Below are 19,256 nucleotides of genomic sequence, written 5' to 3' on the forward strand. Positions count from 1 at the left end.
AATTATTTTTTATATTGAATATGATAAATATCACGGCGTCTGTCTTTTAGCTGGCGTACTGTACCGTTTTGGCGCTGCCTTCTGAGAATTTCCAGATCAACATCACCGATGACGACCATCTCGATATTTGGATTTGTTTCGCCGACAATGCCGTCTCTGGCGAATTCAAAATCAGATGGTGCGAAAATGCCTGACTGAGCGTATTGGATATCCATGTTTTCCGTTTGCGGAAGGTTTCCAACCGTCCCGGAGATGACCGTATAAATTTGATTTTCAACCGCTCTTGCCTGCGAACAGTATCTAACACGCAAGTAGCCTTGGCGGTCTTCTGTGCAAAACGGCGTAAAAATGATTTTTGCGCCTTTATCCGCCGCAATCCGGGCAAGCTCAGGAAATTCGATGTCATAACAGATTTGAATCGCGATTTTTCCGCAGTCCGTATCAAACACGCGCACCTGGTCTCCGGCGCTGATTCCCCACCATTTGCGCTCATTCGGCGTAATATGGAGTTTATATTGCTTTTCGATCGTCCCATCCCGTCTGAACAAGTAAGCGATATTATAGATCTTGTCTTCCTCTTCGACAAAATGAGACCCGCCGATTATGTTGACGTTGTACTTTACGGCCAAATCAGTAAACAGGCTGATGTAATCTTCTGTATACTCGGTAATTCTCTGAACCGCCAAGCTCGGTGACCGTTCCTCGAGGAAAGACATCAGCTGGGTTGTGAAAATCTCCGGGAACACCGCGAAATCTGAGCGCGCGTCGGAAGCGACATCGACATAGTATTCTACTTGATTGGCAAATTCCTCAAAGGAATAAATTTTCTTCATTTCGTATTGGATGACACAAATTCTTACAGGGAAAGCCGATTTATAATAGCGTTTTGTCTGCTGCGGAAGGTAATCGACATTATTCCATTCCATCAGCGTCGCATACTTGATCGAAGCCGTATCATCCGGGAGATAATTCGGGTTAATCCGCATAAGGGTAAAGCCGTTCATCAGCTGAAAAGAAAGGACCGGATCGTAAATTTGGTGGCGTGTCACCTGTTCCACATACTCTCTCGCCGTCATTTCATCCGCATATTTGTGAAAGTTTGGAATCCGTCCGCCTATAATGATGCTTTTCAGATTTAAACGTCTGGCCAAATCCTTTCTCGCCTCATACAAACGGTGGCCGATCTTCATCCGTCTGTATTTCGGATGCACCATGACCTCAATGCCGTACATATTCAAGCCATCCGGATTATGATTGGTGATATAACCGTCATCTGTAATGTCCTGCCACGTATGGCGGTCATCGTATTCATCAAAATTAATCAGGAGGCTTGAGCACGAACCGATAATTTCGCCTTCGAATTCTGCACAAAACTGCCCGTCGGGAAAATGCTCCAAATGGCTGATTAAATGCTCCCGCTTCCAAGGCTCCATCCCCGGAAAACAGTCCTTTTGAAGATCAATAATCTTGTCGAGATCTTTCTCTTCGATATTGCGAATAATCATTTTCTTTTCAAAACGGGTCAAATCTAATTTCTCAGACATCTTCTCGCTCCTTTCTAGTGTTGTGCGTTCAGGTGGTCAAGCAATAGGGCGAGCTCCATTTCCGCCATTGATTCAAGCCGGTGATCATAGTCTTCAAACAATAAGGTGCCCGTCACTTTATTCGGGACGATGACACACTTCATCCCCGCCCTTTTCGCAGCAATCGAACCATTAACAGAATCCTCAAACGCGAGACATTCAGATGGCGATACCCCAAGATTTTTAGCCGCCAATATATACAGCTCTGGATTCGGCTTCACCTCTTCCACATCATCCGCCGTTTGAATGACCTCAAATTCATCAAACAGGCCGATTTGCTTCAAATGGCCCGACACCCACTTATAATCAGAACTGGAGGCAAGCCCTACTTTTAAGCCTAAATCCTTTGCCGCATTCAAATACGCTTCGACACCAGGTCTCGCTTTTTCTGTTTCCATGCGTTTCGTAAACCGCTCTCTTCTCAAAGTTGTCAGCTCTTCATGGTTCAGCTTTTGGCCGATCTGCTCTTCTAAATATTCAAAAGGCTGAAATCCCGCGGCTGTTCCGATGACCTTTCCCCAAACGGATAGCGGCAGGACTGAGCCATGTTCCTCAAATATTTCCTGAAGGACTTCATATTCGTGTGTTTCAGTATCAAGAATCAGTCCGTCAAAATCAAAAATTAACGCTTTAATCACTGCGTACAACTCCTTTAGCCCAAATTGAGACATATGTATACACTCACTATACCCCGAAACATGCCTGCATTCAAAAAGTAAGGTTTATGTGAAGAAAGAGCCTGCACACCGCAAGCTCTTTCTGATTAATGAATGTTTTGATGAGAAATGTTTGTCAACGCTGCTCCCGCAGATTCGTTCGACATCTGATTGACTGCCAGGTCTCCAAGCGCAACGATCCCGACTAGATTGTTTTGATCTACAATAGGAAGGCGGCGGATTTGGTGCTGGGCCATCAGCTGCGACGCGTCTTGCAAGCTCATATTAGGATTTCCTGATATGAGGTCTGTTGACATCACTTCTGAAACGGGTGTCTGGCCATCTCGGCCCTCTGCTGTGGTTCTTAATGCAATGTCGCGGTCAGTCAGCATTCCTTTTAAAGCACCTTGCTCTACAACGGGAATCGCCCCGACATTATATTGGTTCATGAGAGAAGCCGCTTCCTGAATCGTTTGATTCGGAGAAACGGTCGCCACCTGCGTTGTCATTGTATTTTGAACTGAACTCATAGTCAGCACCCCTTTCAACCATTAGTATGTTCAGACACGTGCTGATTAAAAAGGGAGTTAGAGGAAAGGTTTTATGATATGATTTCTTTGATGCCAAAAGGAGCTTTTCTGAAAACGAAAAGCTCCTGCCGGCGGATTATACCAACCTTCTGTAACCGGAAAAGGCTTGATTTGCCTTCAATTCAAAGTCAGAAAAAGCAAACGGAAAATAAATTCCAAAATCATTCAGCATTTTGCTGTTTTTCTCAAAAATCGCCTGATTGTTTACATCAGTATGCGGGGAAGGCTTTGTCAGAATAATATGTATCATTTGCAGACAAGCCATAATTTGAAATGCTTCTTTTAATGTTCCTTGGTAATCATGGTTATTATTTAAAGACAGAACGCCTTTCTTTTTAAAGCGCTGAATGTCCAGTTCGGAGAAATAAAGAGGAAATACATCATGAAAAAGTTTCATTGACAGCTCCTTGATAAAGCTCTCCTGTTCTGCAGTTGCTGCGTTCACAATTCTCACGTCAATCACCTTTCTTGCCATCGAATATCCTAACTCTTACTCAAGAATAGCACAGAAAAAAACCCGAAAGCTAAGGTAAGTGTTTCCTATGAGAAACAGCGGCCTTCCGCTTTGAAAAGGAGTTATTAATATGAAACAAAAAAACAGAGGGCTTGAGCTCCTCATCAATGACAAACACGATGGCCAATTGCTGTTTGCTGTCCTGAAACAAGAGCTTAACGCCTCTAAACCCGTGATTCAAGACTGGGTGACCCATCATCGAATAAAAGTCAATCACGATTCCGTCATCAACAATGTGATCGTAAAAAAAGGAGACCGCGTGTTCATTGATCTTCAGGAAAGTGAAGAGTCCTCCGTTATACCTGAGTATGGAGAGCTTGATATTTTATTCGAGGACAATCACATGCTCATCGTCAATAAACCTGCGGGCATAGCGACACATCCAAATGAGGAGGGCCAAACCGGCACACTGGCTAATGTCATCGCGTATCATTATCAGGTGAATGGCGAAACATGCAAGGTGCGGCATGTCCACCGCCTTGATCAGGATACATCGGGCGCCATCGTGTTTGCCAAGCATCGTTTAGCACACGCCATCCTGGATCAACAGTTAGAAAAAAAGACGCTGAAACGCACGTATACCGCCATCGCTCACGGAAAGCTAAAGATGAAAAAAGGAACAATTGATTCACCGATCGGCAGAGACCGATCACATCCGACTAGACGCAGGGTTTCACCGGGCGGGCAAGCGGCCGTCACCCATTTTAAGGTCATTGCCCGCAATTCGAAAGAGCAATTGTCGCTCGTTGAATTAGAGCTTGAAACAGGCAGGACACACCAAATTCGTGTTCATATGGCGAGCATTGGCCATCCGCTGGCAGGAGATACGCTTTACGGGGGCGGAAGCATGCTATTAAACAGACAGGCTTTGCATGCCAGAAAGGTACAAGCGATTCACCCAATAACCAGCGAACTGATTGTTGCAGAAGCGCCTTTCCCAGCTGATATAGAAAACCTTTGCCACTCATATTTTTCATGAAGAAAAGCCGCAGGCATCGCCCGCGGCTTTTAAACAACCCGTTTTCCATAAATAATATAGCGCTTCGGGGCATTGCCCACATATGAAAATGGGTAGCAGGTCGTCAGAATGAGCTCTTCCTTTTCATGCTGGAGCGTAATAATGGATGTATCATCCTTATCGACAATTTTTGTTTTGATGATTTCATACGTAAAATCTCCATATGAAAGGAGAATGCGAAGCCTATCTCCCTTTTCAAGCTCTCCCGTTCGGCGAAACACGGTATCCCGATGTCCCGACAGTACAATTTGTCCGTTCTCATCAGGATAATAGCTTTCCTTATAGTGCCCGACCCCTTTTTCTAAATCATCTGGATCGGTGCCCTCCACGATCGGGAGCTCCGCATTGATTTTTGGTATTTCTAAAATGCCGCTCGCATGTCCGGTCTCAGGCTTAAATGATGCTTGATTCTCTGCTTGATTCGCGCTTTTTTTCGCGCTTGAAGCTTCTTGCGGCTTATCAGCCGCGAGTTTTGCTTCTTTTAATGTCTGTTCGGTCTTCATATTCGTATCGATCAGTTTAAGGCCTCCATAGCCTGCGATCATCAGACCGGCCGCAATGATGACGAGTGGAATTACTTTTTTCACGTTCTGGAGACGCTCCTTTTTCTTCTGACATAAAGATACGTTCCGGACAGTGTCATCGCCGCCCCGATCACGATAAAGTTATAGTAGCCCGCAGATGTATCCGGAAGCTGATGATCAGACCCGCTTTCGGCAATCCCGTTTTGTACTGGCAATGTACTGATATTGCCATCAGTAACAGCGGGTTTTTTCGGTATTTCTCCGATTCTCGAAATGGCAGAAGGCGGAAACTGATGAACTGGCACAGTACCCGGAGTCTCTTTGATATCAGTCTGATCCTCCCCAGGTTCTGGGATTTCATTTACCGGCTGATCCGTCCCTGGTCCATCCCCCGGCTTTTCTGTAACTGGAGCTTCTGTTACAGGGTCTTCAATGCCACTGGCTTCAGCAAGCTTAATTCTTCCCTCTTTTGTATACGAGATAGGTTCATCAAAGCTTTTTACGTACTCAACTGTCGCGTCCAAATCCTCAGGCCCTGTCACAGGATGTTTCCCAACCAATCCGATTGGCTGATATTTGGTACCTGTCGCCGTCGCCATAAAATTGTTAACAGTCAGTGTATATGTGGCATCGGGCTGAATCTCGGTGCCATCTGCCATTTTTATCTCGACAGCTTTTCCGGTTTTTTTATCCCATGTATACGTAAACCCGCTGATGCTGTAGTCAGGCCCAAAAACCGGCGAGATTTGCGCATTGATAATCTCTCTTAAATCTTTTCCTTTAATCTCAAGCTTTGTTAACACATTTCCAAACGGCTGGATATTGTACAGATCTCCCCATGTTATGGGTCCTTTCTTCAGCGCTTCGCGTATTCCGCCGCCATTCATAAGGGCAAAATCCGTTTTCATGGCCGCTCTCATGCCATCCGCAATCAGATTTCCTAGAGGCGTGTCCCCATCATTCGAATATCCGCCTTCCATATCAACAGCCGCTTCACCGACAACCTCGCTGATAATCGGCTCAACGAGTGTTTGATATTTCTTTAAAATGGCTGAAGCGCTTGGATCCGGGTCTATTTTACTTTGATCGACATATACGATGTCCGCCGACTTTTTCACGATGTCTTTTGTCGTTTTATCGATCTCTAGATCTACAACTCCTATCGCTTTTCCATACTCAAACGCCTGAACAATCAGTTTTCCATTCACTTCACCGTTAACAACCTTATGATTATGCGCTGCAAAAATCACGTCAATTTCGGAATCTGTTTTTTTTGCAAGGTCAGCAGATTCACCGGTAATTGCGGTGCCATTTTGATCGGCTGACATATGCGCGAGAACAGCCATGGCCTTCACGCCTTTTTTCTTCAGCTCTTCAGCCGCCTCATTCACCGCTGTGACCTCATCTGTAAACTCGATGTTTTTTATTCCGTCAGGCATGACCATACCCGCTGCCGACTGCGTGACAACCCCGATAAAAGCAACCGGTATGCCCTCAACCTCTATGATGTCATATGCCGGCAAAAAGGGCTCACCAGTAGATTTCATCTTACAATTGGCGCACACAAGGGGAAAGTTCTGCCCATCATATCCGCTCGTGCCATTCGGGTGATCTCCTCCGTTTAAGATCCTCAGCAGTTCATCCGTACCTTCATCGAACTCGTGATTGCCGACCGTTCCGACATCAAAACCGATATCCTCCATCAGTTCCACAGTTGGTTCATCTTCAAGAAGAGATGAAACTGGTGAGCTGCCTCCGATCATATCACCAGCATGAACAATCAGCGTGTTTTTCTTTTCAGCCTTTTTTTCTTTCAAATATGCGGCGGCATAGTCCATACGCCCAAAGACGCCGTCTGCAGTTCCGTTTCCATCAAGATCTAGCTCATATTGCTGATCAATCTTGCCATGCAGATCGTTCATACTGAGTATTCTAAGCGGTACACGTTCTTGCGGTGCCGTTTGCCTTTTTTTATATCCTGCGTTTTCCGCTTCACTTGCAGAGGCGAAGAAAATTCTATTTTCCACAGCTACCTGTTTCCAGTCAGCCGGCTCCACATACGTTTTATTTGACGAATCCCCCACATATCTTGTCAGGCCTTTTCCTTGCTCTCTGGCTCTAAATTCAAACGGCATTTCCAAAAGGGGATCGTCTTCATTCCAAATTCCTTTTTGCTCTTGTTTCGCAGCAGCTGCAGCAGCCTGAAACTGCTGATAATCCTCTTCATTGTCAACCGGCCAAATAAAATACGTCGGAGCATAGCCATTTTTCACAAGCTCTAGGTTCACATTTGAACCCGATTCCGTTATGACCTGCCCAAGAAGTCTGCCATAGCTGTCCTTCGCTTCTCTCCCGACCTTGACAGTAATCCTCTCTCCTGGAGACAATATTGTTTTTAGATAATCAGATGCTTTTTTGCCAAACCTTAATTGATTTTCGTCTGCTTCATTTTTGGGTGTGTGATACGTTTCAGGTGTATCTACATGTACAAACCGGATTTTTGTCGTTCCAAGTACGGGAGATTTGAGATGAATGGTATCACCATCAACAACCCTGTCAACAATACCTTCATATTCACCCTCCGCAGATGGAGGAGCGGGCTGTTCTTCAAGCAGCTTCAAGTCAGACGTTTTTCGCGGAAGAAGCTGAAGGGTTTGGTATCTGCTTAACACACCGGTAAATTCATACCATTTGCCCTCATCAAGTTCGTCTATGACCCCTGTTTCATTCATTACTCGAAGTGTCATAGCATGGTGATCTCCATCAATCATCGTTACATTAAAGCCGCCGCCGGCAGGAGAATGTGGAATTGAGGAAACAAACGCTTTTAGTGTCACAAGCCTGCCTTCCAACTGGTCACCCACATTGCTGTTAACCAGTTCATTGATTGTTGATTGTTTCGGAGCCGGGAGGGGTTGTTTTGTCTGGTTGATTTTGATGCCTGATGATTTTGGAACAATTTCTATCAGCCCTTGGTACGTCGTGATTTTTCCTTCAACTGTGATTTCCATGCCTTCTTTTAATTCAGGAAACAGTTCAGGTGAAGGCGAATATATGTTAATGCCTCCGGTTCCATCCTGCATAAAGGTCGACAGCTTCCCGCCTCCGACCGCGCTTTGATCAGCTGTGACAATCCCTTTTATCGTCACTGATTCATTCAGCCGTCCCCGCGCTTCATTTATTGTCACTGGCTGTTCAGGCGGCGGAGTTTTCATGCCATCAGTTAACACCATTGACTGAACGTTTTTAAGTCCTGTCGTGTTAAAATAGCCGTCAAGCTGTCCTTGAACAGTTATCTTTTTTCCAAGAAGAAGCGGGTTGGTTTGCAGCCCAAATTGGCTTCTAGAGGCGGATGGGATTTGCACAGGAAGGATGTGATCCGGCGATGTCTCGTTTTTACTATCTGCCAGCGCAACATGATAATCATTAGAAAAAGGGCTTGTCAGTTTATACCGCTGCGCTGAGACAGCCTGACCGACAGCATATCCTTCAACAAGCGCCTGTCCATCTTTTTGCTGTATCGCCTTATCAACCGGTATCGGCTGTTGTGGCTCAGCTGCTTTTACAGCTTCGCACGTATACATCACATTTAAGAACATCAATGCAGTGATCAACATCATATGCAGAATACGCCTCATCATTTTTCCTCCCTTAATATACACCATTATGACAATGACTTTGTCTGCTTATCATTTCGACAGACTCCATATAATTCCTTTCAGGCTTCTGCATAAAACGAGGCAGACTGTCACAAAATATAGTCGATCTGAAAAAAAAGGAGGAATTCGGTTTGGATCAGTTAAATCAGCAGCAACCCCAAATGAACAAAGGTATCCCTGGCAAACCTCATAAAAATCACGGCGGACATGAAATGTTTGATATGCATGAGGTGCTTTCAGGAACACTTAATGTCCTTGACCAGTTTACGATGCTGAAACAATTTTGTAAGGATCAGGAATTAGTAAACATCCTTGATCGTCAACATCAATTCATTGCGTCTCAATATAACTTAACTGCAGAATGCTTTAAAACAGGAAACGAGCCTTCACAAAAAACAGCAACTTATATGATGAAGGAAGACAATCAGACTGTTTACGGCATGCAGCCGTCAAAGCCTAAAAAACCTGTTCAATCCATGAATGATATTGATGACAGCATTATCAGCCGACAAATGCTTTGCACTGTTAAAGCACAGGCTTCTATGCTGACAATGGCTTCTCTGGAAATGACGAATCCAGCCGTAAGACGCGTATTGTCCGCTCAGATTCAACAGTATGTTGAAATGGCTTTCGAAATTTTCCTATACCAAAACAAACACGGCTATTACCAAGTTCCTCAGCTAGATGCGCAAGACATGGAACAAATGAAAAACTCATTTGCGCCTGCACAAGGACAAATGCCTCCAACTCAAGGCGGCATGGGCCAACAAGGACTTCATTAATAACAAAGGCATTGGATAGGATCTATCCAATGCCTCACTGTTTTCATCAAATCTTTTCTTGAAATCTTTTTCAAATTGATCAAGACTTTCATTTGTTGCCGATTTAAACCCTTTTGTAAAATCCCCTTTTTTTGCCGTTTCCTTTATCATTTCAGAAATAATGTCTTTCCCGTATTTGTCCGTCAGCTCATTGACCATATAAAAGCTTTGCAAATAGACATCAGTGTCATACTCGACTCGGGCTTCCTGCCAGTCTTGGTCTGTCTGCAAACGGTCAAAGGGCACCACAGAAAACGTGACCGGGTCTATGAGCAATTCATAGTTCGCAATCCATTCGCTTAACCCTTCATGAAACCATAACGGAAACGCTTCAGGATTTGCCTCAAGCTCCTTCAATTTCTGATGAAACGCATGATGCGTATATTCATGGATCAACAATCTTTGATACAAATAAACCGCTACCTCGTCACCTTCTAAAAGCTTCTTTTCCTCTTCAGGCAACAATCCGATCAGCTGCTCACGCTCAGAATAAAAACCGACGACATCCAATAAACCGGAGTAATCCTCCATCAGTTTTTCATTAGGAAAAAAAATAATATCAATAGGCTTTTGATTCGAATATCCAATCATAATCTGATTAATACTGACCGCATATTCAAGCGTTTCTTTCGTCAACGGCAATAAGGACTTTTCTTTGGAAGTATAATAAATATCGGCCTGTTTGAATGACTCTTTTTTCATGTGCTTCGTCACTTGTTCTTTCGTTATACCAGATGCCTGCCCTGGCAAAGACAGTATATACAACGTGCTTGATACGATGGCCGAGCTTACAGCCAGCATAACAAGGACTCCGCACAGGAATAGAGCGGATGCCGCACGCTTTCCTATGCCATCCCGCAAACGTCTCCCTCCCTGAGCCGGTCCGTCTTGTACCTTTTATTTTCACTCTATGCAGCAAGAGTTTGCGGTGTGCCATTCACGCCAAAAAAGCCGCACAAATTGTGCGGCTGCTTTGTTCATCCTTATTCAGGTTGCGGGAATATACGCTGTACAGTTTCACTGAATTCATCGAAAAACCCTGCAACTGGATCGCCATTTTGTATCCGCTCGCCATATCCCTGCATTCGGTCTACAAAGTCAGGATTGGCTGAAACATAGACATTATCCATGTTTTTATCAGTGTCTTTTACTTTTTCGGAAATTTTCTTTTTCAGATCCTGTCCAACTTCTTCTTTTCTTCCATTTTTCAATACAACTGCAACATACGCTTGATTTCCTGCAACGATGACATTTGCTCGCTCTACTTCTTTCATATCAGAAATTTTATCAGCAGCATCATCAGCAACTTCTAATTGCCGATTATCATTACCATTGTTATTGCCGTTATCGTTAACATTATCGGTTACATTATTATCGACATTGTCACGATTGTTATTGACATCGTTAATGTTTCCTCTGCCATTATCGTTCACTGGATTGCGGTAGTTAACGTTTTCTGGATTTGCTTGATCACGTCTGCCCTCACCCTGATTGGCCATACCGCAGCCAGTCATAAGCAAAGGGATAAGAAGCAAGGACGCAAGGGCTTGTTTTTTTCCAAGCATGTGAATTCCTCCTTTATCACTTTACCTATAGGTTTTTCTAAACAGCTTTAATTATGCATGTAAATCTGAAGGAAATGCTTTCCCGGGAAATAAAACGGTTAATTTGTCTAATGAAGGGGAACATATGAATACACCAAGAAGGAGGGATTATGTTGTTCAATCAGCGAAAAGGAATCAGTCCCGCAGCATTGGTGATAGGCTCAACTATGCTTATTGCTGCTTTATCACCTCAGATCCGCAAAAGATTCAGCGGGTTTATCACAGGACAAATGAACAGACGGAATTCTGATAATAAGATGTTTGATGCTGCTAATGTAGGAAACATGGTCAAACAAGTATTGGGCGGCGGCAATCAACAGGAACGTTCGCAACAACAAAGCCAGCGGCAAAATGGCCGGCAGCATCAGCATGCCGAACAGCAGAAAACACAGCATCAGCACACACAGTCACAAACTAGGCAAACTGAGACAGCTGCGGAAAAAAGACAGCCTCACTACGCCGAGCCCGTTCATTTCGACCAAAGCGCAATGAACGTTATGGATGATAACACCATGATGGGAATACTCGAGGATTTAGAACCCGGCCGTTAAAAAAACGTGTCATTCAAGATAGATTGCATAATGGTTCAAATCGTTAATTTTGCTTTTTATTTTCCTGCCTGTTTTAGAGTACAATGGGTAGCATTAAAAAAAATCCTTCTTGCGTGAAATAAACGTTTGAAGGATTTTTTTATTTATGCTGCCACTGAATCCAAAGCACTCTTTATCGATTCATGTTACTCCCGACATTAAAAAGTTGAAGCAAGAACACTAGATAACACTGTTACCGCTAGTATAACCCGCCTGGGTTTCATTATTTATATTCACTTTACGTAGGAAGTCCTGTTTCTGATGAAAAACTGCGCTACTTCAATCGCATTCTAAACGTTCATTCATTTTCATTGAATCAAAATATACATATGTCCATTAAATAATTCATACAAAAAGTCGCTTTCTCTTACATAAGGAAAGCGGCTTTTCAGGTTGATTTCCCCCTTTTTATCAAGCTTTTACTTTTGAAAATATTGTTGACTATTCAGTTGAACTGTATTATGTTTTTATTAAGTTAAACTATATAGTTGAACTGAAGAGAGGGTGAGGGTATGAAACATAAATTATTACCGTTGTCTGAAACGATGCATTATATTTTATTAGCTCTGCGTGAACCACTCCATGGCTATGCCGTCATGCAGAAAATAGAAAAGATAAGTAACGGTACTGTTATGTTAGCAGCCGGTACACTATACGGTGCGATTGAAAACTTGAATAAGCATGGTTGGATTGAACCTGTTGGAGAGTCAGGCCGGAGAAAAGTTTATATGATAACTGCGGAAGGAAGCACCATTTTGAAAATGGAACAAAACAGGTTATTGCATATTTTATCCCTGTACGAAGGAAGTGAATCAAATGAAGAAAATGAAGATGTTTTTTGATATTGAAAAAGAGGAGCAATGGCTGAACGAGCAATTACAAAAGGGTTATCGTTGTACCAATATTAGCGGATTAGGGATATATTCTTTCAAAAAAACTGACAAGAGATATGTGATGCGACTGGATTATCAGGATTATTTGCCTAAGAAAAAGTTGGTCGAATACAAAGGGATATATGAAGACTTCGGTTGGATGTATATAAATGGATCCTGGCTTAGCGGAATACGATATTGGCAAAAAGAGGATGATGGTCAAAATGAAATCTTCTCGGATCGCCAATCAAAGTGTCATTATTATAAAAGATTGATGAATTATTCTTCTGGTTTAGGTTTACTGTGTTTGTTTTTTTCTTACATGATTTACAAGGATTCAGGTTTATATTTAACTGAAGGTCTTTGGAGTATGAAAGGTGCATGGTTTTGGAAAGCATTTTTATTTGAAACTCCATTTGCTCTTTTGAGGTTGCTTCCCGCCCTTATGTTTGCTTTCTTTGCCAGCAGTTACTACAAAGCGTATCGAAAGCATTCAATGTTAAAAGAACAATAATGAGAACATGCATTTACCACAGTCAGGCGCGCTTCTTTCATTCGTGGCTGAAATTCAGAAATCACAACATATCGCCGAAAGCCTCTTCAAGAATGTCTTGATCATGATCTAGACGAAATCCTTCTAAAACCTAGTTACTTCTGGACAGTGGAATAAAAGCATGAAAAAAGAACCCATGAAACCTTTACATGACAGGGTTCATGGGTTCTTTTATTGAAATGAACATCAAAACGAAGCGGGTTACACGCTGTTACGCTTCTTCAGCTTCAATCACTCTGGATTGATCATTGAATACATCTGTATCAATTTCCTTTGTGATCTTACTGGTAATAAGGCCTGATGTCATGCTTCCGCTGACATTCAGAGCAGTACGCCCCATGTCGATTAAAGGTTCGATTGAGATTAATAAACCAGCGAGCGCCACGGGCATATTTAATGATGATAAAACAAGAAGCGCTGCGAATGTCGCTCCGCCGCCAACTCCGGCAACACCGAAGGAGCTGATGGCCACGACTGCGATAACTGTGATGAGAAACACCGGATCGAACGGATTCTGGCCGATCGTCGGGGCAATCATCATTGCCAGCATCGCAGGATAAATGCCTGCGCATCCATTTTGCCCGATCGAAAGGCCAAACGAACCGGCAAAGTTGGCGATTCCTTCCGAGACGCCCATGCTTCTCTGTGTTTTAATATTCAAAGGCAAAGCACCCGCGCTTGAGCGTGATGTAAATGCAAATACAAGTACAGGCAGCGCTTTTTTCAAATAAACAATCGGGTTCAAGCCGCTGAACGTCAGCAACAGCAAATGTATGATAAACATAGCGATTAACGCGGCATACGAAGCAACCACAAACATACCTAATTTCAAAATGCTGTCTATATCACTCGTTGCGATCGTTTTGGTCATAATTGCCAGCACTCCATAAGGCGTCAGGCGCAAAATAAGGGTGACGACACGCATGACAATGGCATAAACGGCATCAACCAGCTTTTTAAACGTTTCCGCCTGTTCCGGCTGTTTACGTTTTACGCCGAGGAATGCCATTCCAAGAAAAGCCGCAAAAATAACGACAGCGATTGTTGAAGTCGGTCTAGCTCCTGTAAAATCTAAAAACGGGTTTCCCGGCAGCAGTTCCACAATCTGCTGCGGCAGCGTTTTTGCTGCCATATCCTCTGATTTCTGCTCAAGCTCCTGTCCCCGCGAAAGCTCGGTATCTCCTTGGTCAACCTGGATCGCCTGCAAATCAAAAGAAAGCGCGGACGCAATACCGACAGCTGCTGCTACAGCTGTTGTTGCCACTAAAATCCCGATAATTAAACCACTGATTTTCCCAAGATTTTTTGTCAGTTTCAGCTTTGTAAATGCACCGAGAATTGAAATAAAGACGAGAGGCATAACAACCATTTGAAGCAATTTGACATATCCGCCCCCGGCAATATTAAACCAGTCGGCTGTTTGAATGACTATATTTGAAGTCGGGCCGTAAATCAGCTGAAGCGCAAATCCGAATACAATCCCCAGCCCCAACGCAGTAAATACACGTTTAGAGAAGGAAACATGTTTTTTCTGCATAGCAAAAAGCCCTAAGATAAGTAACAATAAAATAAATACATGTAATACGACTAGTAAAGTCTCCAAAGCAGGTAAACTCTCCCTTCAAATTTTCTTTTTTACTATATTACACTAATTCCGATAGGTCAAGTACGAATTGTTTTAGCTTATGCCCCAAGGAAAAAAAACCTTATATAACCCTTTTTTGTTCTTTTCTTTCCCTTCCATCTTTAGTACCTTATATAAAGGTGATGACATTTGCTGAAAGAGCTGTTTGTAAACTTGACCATTTTAATCACATTTAATTATCTCTTCACCCACCTGTTTAAAGAAAGGTTAGTGCATAAAAAAGACAGCATATTCTTCCAAGCTGTTAAAGGACTGGCCTGCGGTTTGCTCGGGGTTATTCTGATGTTTTTCGGATTGGAATACCAGCATTCAATCATTGATCTTCGACATATCCCTATTATGATTGCCGCTCTTTATGGAAGCTGGGTTTCAACGGCAACGGCTTTGGTTGTGATTGCCGCAGGCCGTATGCTGATTACGATGAATACTTCTGCGATATTTTCGATGATTATCATTTGTATCGCTGCCATCCCGCCACTCATTGTTTCTAGAAGAAAAAAAGTTCAATTAAAACATGCTTTCTATCTTTTAATGATCACAAACAGTATGATCTCCTTTTTCTTTTATTTTCTTATAGATCTGCATTCATATGAACTTCACTTATATTTTTGGGTCACCTCATTAGCGGGCGGCATGCTCAGTTTATACATTATTGAGCATGAAACAAATGCACATCTGCTTTTTAAGCAATATAAATTTCAAGCGCACTTTGACTTTTTGACGGGCATATATAACCGAAGAAAATTTGAAGACATCACACAATCCCTGTATGAACAGGCGGCCAATACCCCGCATTTTCAATTTGCGCTGATTTATATAGATATCGACCACTTTAAAACCATCAATGACCAGTACGGACATCACGAAGGAGATCAGGTGCTGAAAGAGCTGGGGTCTCGTCTGAAGCTGAGCATCCGAAACACTGATCCTGCCGCACGGATTGGCGGCGAAGAATTCGCCGTGCTCCTGCCAAACTGTACGCTTGATAAAGCAGTCAGAATCGCGAAACGGATCAGGCGCAATGTCAGTGATACACCGATTGCATTAACAAATGGCGAAGAACTGTCAGTTACGATATCACTGGGAACCGCTCATTACCCCAATAATACGAAGCGTCCTGAATCTCTGCCGATTCTTGCCGATCAAATGCTTTACAAAGCGAAAGAAACAGGGCGGAACAAAGTATGTTTCTCAGAAAAAAAAGAATGAATTCAATGTACGAATTCATTCTTCCAATCTGAAAGACGTTTCAAAGGCAGAAAAGCCGGGACAAGGTCCCCCTGATATTCTTTTTCTATCAATACCGCTGTATCATCAGCTTGATAGAGCTCGAGAATGGTTTGCAGTGCTTCCCGATCCTGATCCTCAGTTCTGACGACAATCAAATTCATCTCTTCCTCAGACATGAACCCGCCGCTCTTTATGGCATGTTTTCCCGTCTGCAGCCCCGCTTTTTTGGCTTCAGAAGGTTTCATGACAAACACGTCGGCGCTTCTCACAGCATCCTGATGCCGGACTGCCTTCAATTTCAGGTGTCTCGGATTGTTTTTGATCATATCGGCTGAACCTGTTCCGTTAAATCCGTTTTTCAGCGTTAGCAATCCCGCCCCCTGAAGCACCGTAAGCGCCCTGCCAAAATCGAACGCTTTATCCGGAACAGACACCACAGCTCCGCGCGGTATATCTTGAATTGAGCCAAATCGTTTTGAATAAATGCCCATAGGCGTTATGTATGTTGTGCCAAGCGGCGCCAGCTTATGTTTGTATTTTTCAGTGAACGACCGAAAATATGAAATGGTTTGCAAGGCATTGGCATCAATTTCTTTGTTGGCAAGCGCGATATCAGACTCCGCATAATCAGAAAAAAAGATCAGTTCAATATCCAGTCCCGCCTCTTCTGCCTTCTCGGCAATATAATTCCATATTGCCTCGTCAGACTCAGCAATACCGATTTTTATCGATTCATGTTCTGCCGACGGTGAGCATGCAGTGAATGAAACGAGCAGAATAAAAACAAAACTGCATATAAGCCACTTTTTCATTGTGACCATACCCCTATCTATGTATTAGAGCATGCAATCAATATCAGACATAAAAATCGCTCTCTTTAGTTGATAAACATTGTCATTTGTCATATTGATAACTTTTACCTTACGCATATCCAGTAGGGTTGTCAATTCCTATTATATTCTCTTCCCGTAAAGAGAGCATACCCAATACAAACATATGATCACGTATCGAAAAAGCAGATGAATCTCCGTGAATAAATATCAAATCGAAAAATAAATATGTTATTTTCCGAAAAAGTTTCATTTTGCAGTTGTTTTTTCTGAAGATTACTGGTAGAGTAAAGGTAATTATTTTTGTTCGAACTATCTTTAAGAAGAAAGTTTTGTAAGAGTTTTCGTCTTGAAAGTTTGTTAAGAGCAAGAATAGTGAATTTAAGCGTTATGATCGCTTTAGGAGGAAATTTCATGTTAGAAGGTAAAGTAAAATGGTTCAACTCTGAAAAAGGTTTCGGATTCATCGAAGTAGAAGGTCAAGACGATGTATTCGTTCATTTCTCTGCTATTCAAGGCGAAGGCTTCAAAACTTTAGAAGAAGGCCAAGCTGTTTCTTTTGAAATCGTTGAAGGAAACCGCGGACCACAAGCTGCTAACGTTACTAAAGAAGCGTAAGCATAAATTGATATGAAAAACTGCAGGTGCAAGCCTGCAGTTTTTATTTCGATAAAAAAGCTGTTTTGCTTATGCAAAACAGCTTTTTTCATTAGTTCGCAATATCCCGTTTCATGAAGATTCCAAAAGCAAGCAGTAAAAAGACAACAAAGTAAACTGCCAGTATCACAATGGAGAAAGTCATTGTCATCCCTTCTACCAACGGTGAGCCCTCTACATATTGCATTAAACTAACATTGGCAAATAAAATATACTTCGCCCAGTCAAATTTCAACGCAATAAATGCAGTGGCTGTCGTACCCGTTACCAACAAAAAGATGGAAAAGCCTACTGCTAGAGAGCTGTTTCTAAAGACAGCCGACAGCATAAACGCCATCGTTGCGATCATTAAAGCTGCAACGGATTCTGAGAGATACGTTTTCGCCAAATATCCCATCATGTTTTGCTCAATGACATGGCCGTCTCTGTAGATTAAATGAACATTCGCAGCAGTGTCCCCGCCTGTCCCGAAGAAGATCAGCCCTAATAAAGCAGACCCCATAAATAAAATAAACAGCAATAAAAACCCAAACAGGAGAACTGTAATATATTTAGAGAGTAAGATTTGAAAACGGCTGAGCGGCCGGATCATTAACAGCTTAATCGTTCCCCAATTAAATTCGTTCGCGACAATTCCGGCTGCGATAATAATGGTGAATAGACCGGTGAGGATCGTAAAACCCGCTGAATCCGTTACATAAGACCAAACAGTATACCCTGCGTCATCAGGGATGTTATGTTCAATACGATAGTTGTTGACTGTAATTGTTTCTTCATAGCCATCTTTCAGTGAAGGATCTTCTTTGATTTCTTTCTTCAATGCGGCATTTTCCGCTTGAAGCGTTTGTTTCCATTTCGGATTTGCTTCATCGGATGTAAAGTGGTTTGTTAAAAACGCCCAGCCAATCATTGTTAAAGCCAGAATCCCGATCATCACCCATGTTCCGGCACGGCTGAAAATTTTGACCCATTCATTATAAATCAAATTAAGCATGTTGAACCTCCTCTTTTGCTTCACCTGTTACTTCTAAGAAACGGTCCTCTAATGATTTAGCCTTTACTTTTACTTCATAAATCCGGATTTGCTGCATCACCAGCAATTCAATGGCCGCAGGAACTTCGTCTTTAGACAATTTGACTTCTATACCGTTTGTCTTGCCAACCAACTCATACTCCTTTAGAACAGAAGCGGCTTCATTCGGCTGCTCAACGTTGAAGAAATATGTATCTTTTTCATCAGTGAGATCATCTTTTACATTTTGAATATCGATAAGCTTCCCTTTTTGCAAAATCGCAATTCGGTCACACATCAATTCCATTTCTGAAAGCAGGTGGCTTGAAACGATGACAGCCATTCCTCTTTCTCGCGTCAGTTTTTTTAAATGATCTCTGATTTCCCTGATTCCAGCCGGATCAAGGCCGTTTGTCGGTTCATCCAAAATGAGCACTTTCGGATCATGAAGAAGACATTGCGCCAAGCCAAGACGCTGTCTCATCCCAAGTGAATATGTTTTCACCTTGTCATGGATTCTGTCCGTTAAACCGACTAGTTCAATGACTTCATCAATTTTTTCCTTCGTAACGCCCTTGACCATCCTTGCGTATTGCTGGAGATTTTTATATCCACTTAAGAATTTATACAGCTCTGGGTTTTCTACGATCGCCCCAATATGCTTAATCGCCTTGGCGTACTCTTTCGTAATGGATTGGCCGCAAATAAGCACATCACCTTTTGATAGTTTCATTAATCCCACCATCATCCGGATGGTCGTCGTTTTCCCTGCTCCGTTCGGCCCCAAAAAACCGAATACTTCGCCTTCACGAATCGAAAAACTCAGATGATCAATAATCGTTCGGCCTCTGATGTTTTTTGTTACATTTTTTAACTCCAACACTGTCTTCATCATGTT

The 19,256-nt window shown here is 42.7% G+C and carries 19 protein-coding genes; 7 read left to right on the forward strand and 12 right to left on the reverse strand.

Annotation, left to right across the window (positions count from 1 at the left end):
• Positions 1-2 precede the first annotated feature (2 nt).
• The 4 genes from BV11031_RS13475 to BV11031_RS13490 form a co-directional block, all read right to left on the reverse strand.
• On the reverse strand, positions 3-1,544 hold the full coding sequence (locus tag BV11031_RS13475; RefSeq protein WP_010327768.1) for a bifunctional GNAT family N-acetyltransferase/carbon-nitrogen hydrolase family protein: 1,542 nt from the start codon (positions 1,542-1,544) through the stop codon (positions 3-5).
• A 14-nt stretch (positions 1,545-1,558) separates the two neighbouring features.
• Positions 1,559-2,221, reverse strand: a complete 663-nt coding sequence (locus BV11031_RS13480) for an HAD family hydrolase (RefSeq protein ID WP_010327767.1) — start codon at positions 2,219-2,221, stop codon at positions 1,559-1,561.
• Between the two features lie 125 nt (positions 2,222-2,346).
• Positions 2,347-2,769 carry a CBS domain-containing protein gene (locus BV11031_RS13485; protein ID WP_010327766.1) on the reverse strand — a complete coding sequence of 141 codons (423 nt, stop codon included), beginning with the start codon at positions 2,767-2,769 and terminating at the stop codon, positions 2,347-2,349.
• A 136-nt stretch (positions 2,770-2,905) separates the two neighbouring features.
• Positions 2,906-3,304 (reverse strand): YhcU family protein, encoded by a 399-nt coding sequence (locus tag BV11031_RS13490; RefSeq protein WP_010327765.1) that lies wholly within the window; start codon positions 3,302-3,304, stop codon positions 2,906-2,908.
• A 109-nt stretch (positions 3,305-3,413) separates the two neighbouring features.
• Here BV11031_RS13490 and BV11031_RS13495 point away from each other — a divergent pair, with 109 nt between their 5' ends.
• On the forward strand, positions 3,414-4,322 hold the full coding sequence (locus tag BV11031_RS13495) for an RluA family pseudouridine synthase (RefSeq protein ID WP_010327764.1): 909 nt from the start codon (positions 3,414-3,416) through the stop codon (positions 4,320-4,322).
• Between the two features lie 29 nt (positions 4,323-4,351).
• On the opposite strand, the gene srtA is transcribed toward BV11031_RS13495, so the two are convergent.
• Both srtA and yhcR read right to left on the reverse strand, forming a co-directional pair.
• Positions 4,352-4,948: a sortase SrtA gene (gene srtA / locus BV11031_RS13500; protein ID WP_010327763.1), complete on the reverse strand. Its 597-nt coding sequence runs from the start codon at positions 4,946-4,948 to the stop codon at positions 4,352-4,354.
• Positions 4,945-8,523: a sortase-dependent nonspecific endonuclease YhcR gene (gene yhcR / locus BV11031_RS13505; RefSeq protein ID WP_010327762.1), complete on the reverse strand. Its 3,579-nt coding sequence runs from the start codon at positions 8,521-8,523 to the stop codon at positions 4,945-4,947. The genes srtA and yhcR overlap by 4 nt, the downstream gene beginning before the upstream one ends.
• A 152-nt stretch (positions 8,524-8,675) precedes the next feature.
• Here yhcR and BV11031_RS13510 point away from each other — a divergent pair, with 152 nt between their 5' ends.
• Positions 8,676-9,326 carry a spore coat protein gene (locus BV11031_RS13510; protein WP_026014412.1) on the forward strand — a complete coding sequence of 217 codons (651 nt, stop codon included), beginning with the start codon at positions 8,676-8,678 and terminating at the stop codon, positions 9,324-9,326.
• Here BV11031_RS13510 and BV11031_RS13515 read toward each other — a convergent pair.
• Positions 9,258-10,226 (reverse strand): gluzincin family metallopeptidase, encoded by a 969-nt coding sequence (locus BV11031_RS13515; protein WP_010327760.1) that lies wholly within the window; start codon positions 10,224-10,226, stop codon positions 9,258-9,260. The two genes, BV11031_RS13510 and BV11031_RS13515, sit on opposite strands and share 69 nt — an antisense overlap.
• Positions 10,227-10,348: 122 nt before the next feature.
• A complete protein-coding gene (locus BV11031_RS13520) occupies positions 10,349-10,930 on the reverse strand; it encodes a YhcN/YlaJ family sporulation lipoprotein (protein WP_010327759.1) in 582 nt (193 codons plus the stop codon).
• A 149-nt stretch (positions 10,931-11,079) separates the two neighbouring features.
• On the opposite strand from BV11031_RS13520, the gene BV11031_RS13525 reads away from it, so the two are divergent.
• From BV11031_RS13525 to BV11031_RS13535, 3 genes are all read left to right on the forward strand, one after another.
• Positions 11,080-11,520: a hypothetical protein gene (locus BV11031_RS13525; RefSeq protein ID WP_041952517.1), complete on the forward strand. Its 441-nt coding sequence runs from the start codon at positions 11,080-11,082 to the stop codon at positions 11,518-11,520.
• Positions 11,521-12,071: 551 nt separating this feature from the next.
• The gene (locus tag BV11031_RS13530) at positions 12,072-12,401 is read left to right on the forward strand and encodes a PadR family transcriptional regulator (protein ID WP_010327757.1); all 330 of its coding nucleotides are present in this window, start codon (positions 12,072-12,074) and stop codon (positions 12,399-12,401) included.
• Positions 12,376-12,945, forward strand: coding sequence for a DUF2812 domain-containing protein (locus BV11031_RS13535; RefSeq protein WP_010327756.1), 570 nt, complete (start codon positions 12,376-12,378; stop codon positions 12,943-12,945). Before BV11031_RS13530 ends, BV11031_RS13535 begins: the two co-directional genes overlap by 26 nt.
• A 250-nt stretch (positions 12,946-13,195) precedes the next feature.
• On the opposite strand, the gene tcyP is transcribed toward BV11031_RS13535, so the two are convergent.
• Positions 13,196-14,587: an L-cystine transporter TcyP gene (tcyP, locus tag BV11031_RS13540; protein WP_010327755.1), complete on the reverse strand. Its 1,392-nt coding sequence runs from the start codon at positions 14,585-14,587 to the stop codon at positions 13,196-13,198.
• Positions 14,588-14,758: 171 nt separating this feature from the next.
• On the opposite strand from tcyP, the gene BV11031_RS13545 reads away from it, so the two are divergent.
• Positions 14,759-15,838: a diguanylate cyclase DgcK gene (locus BV11031_RS13545; RefSeq protein WP_010327754.1), complete on the forward strand. Its 1,080-nt coding sequence runs from the start codon at positions 14,759-14,761 to the stop codon at positions 15,836-15,838.
• Positions 15,839-15,840: 2 nt separating this feature from the next.
• On the opposite strand, the gene BV11031_RS13550 is transcribed toward BV11031_RS13545, so the two are convergent.
• Positions 15,841-16,671 carry a MetQ/NlpA family ABC transporter substrate-binding protein gene (locus BV11031_RS13550; RefSeq protein ID WP_010327753.1) on the reverse strand — a complete coding sequence of 277 codons (831 nt, stop codon included), beginning with the start codon at positions 16,669-16,671 and terminating at the stop codon, positions 15,841-15,843.
• 432 nt (positions 16,672-17,103) lie between these two features.
• Here BV11031_RS13550 and cspB point away from each other — a divergent pair, with 432 nt between their 5' ends.
• Entirely contained in the window at positions 17,104-17,307 is a 204-nt protein-coding gene (cspB, locus tag BV11031_RS13560; RefSeq protein ID WP_003224086.1) for a cold shock-like protein CspB, read from the forward strand.
• A gap of 91 nt (positions 17,308-17,398) precedes the next feature.
• Here cspB and BV11031_RS13565 read toward each other — a convergent pair whose 3' ends face one another.
• The gene (locus BV11031_RS13565; protein WP_010327752.1) at positions 17,399-18,340 is read right to left on the reverse strand and encodes an ABC transporter permease; all 942 of its coding nucleotides are present in this window, start codon (positions 18,338-18,340) and stop codon (positions 17,399-17,401) included.
• Positions 18,333-19,250, reverse strand: coding sequence for an ABC transporter ATP-binding protein (locus BV11031_RS13570; RefSeq protein WP_010327751.1), 918 nt, complete (start codon positions 19,248-19,250; stop codon positions 18,333-18,335). The genes BV11031_RS13565 and BV11031_RS13570 overlap by 8 nt, the downstream gene beginning before the upstream one ends.
• Positions 19,251-19,256 lie beyond the last annotated feature (6 nt).

Source organism: Bacillus vallismortis (assembly GCF_004116955.1).
Lineage (GTDB): Bacteria > Bacillota > Bacilli > Bacillales > Bacillaceae > Bacillus > Bacillus vallismortis.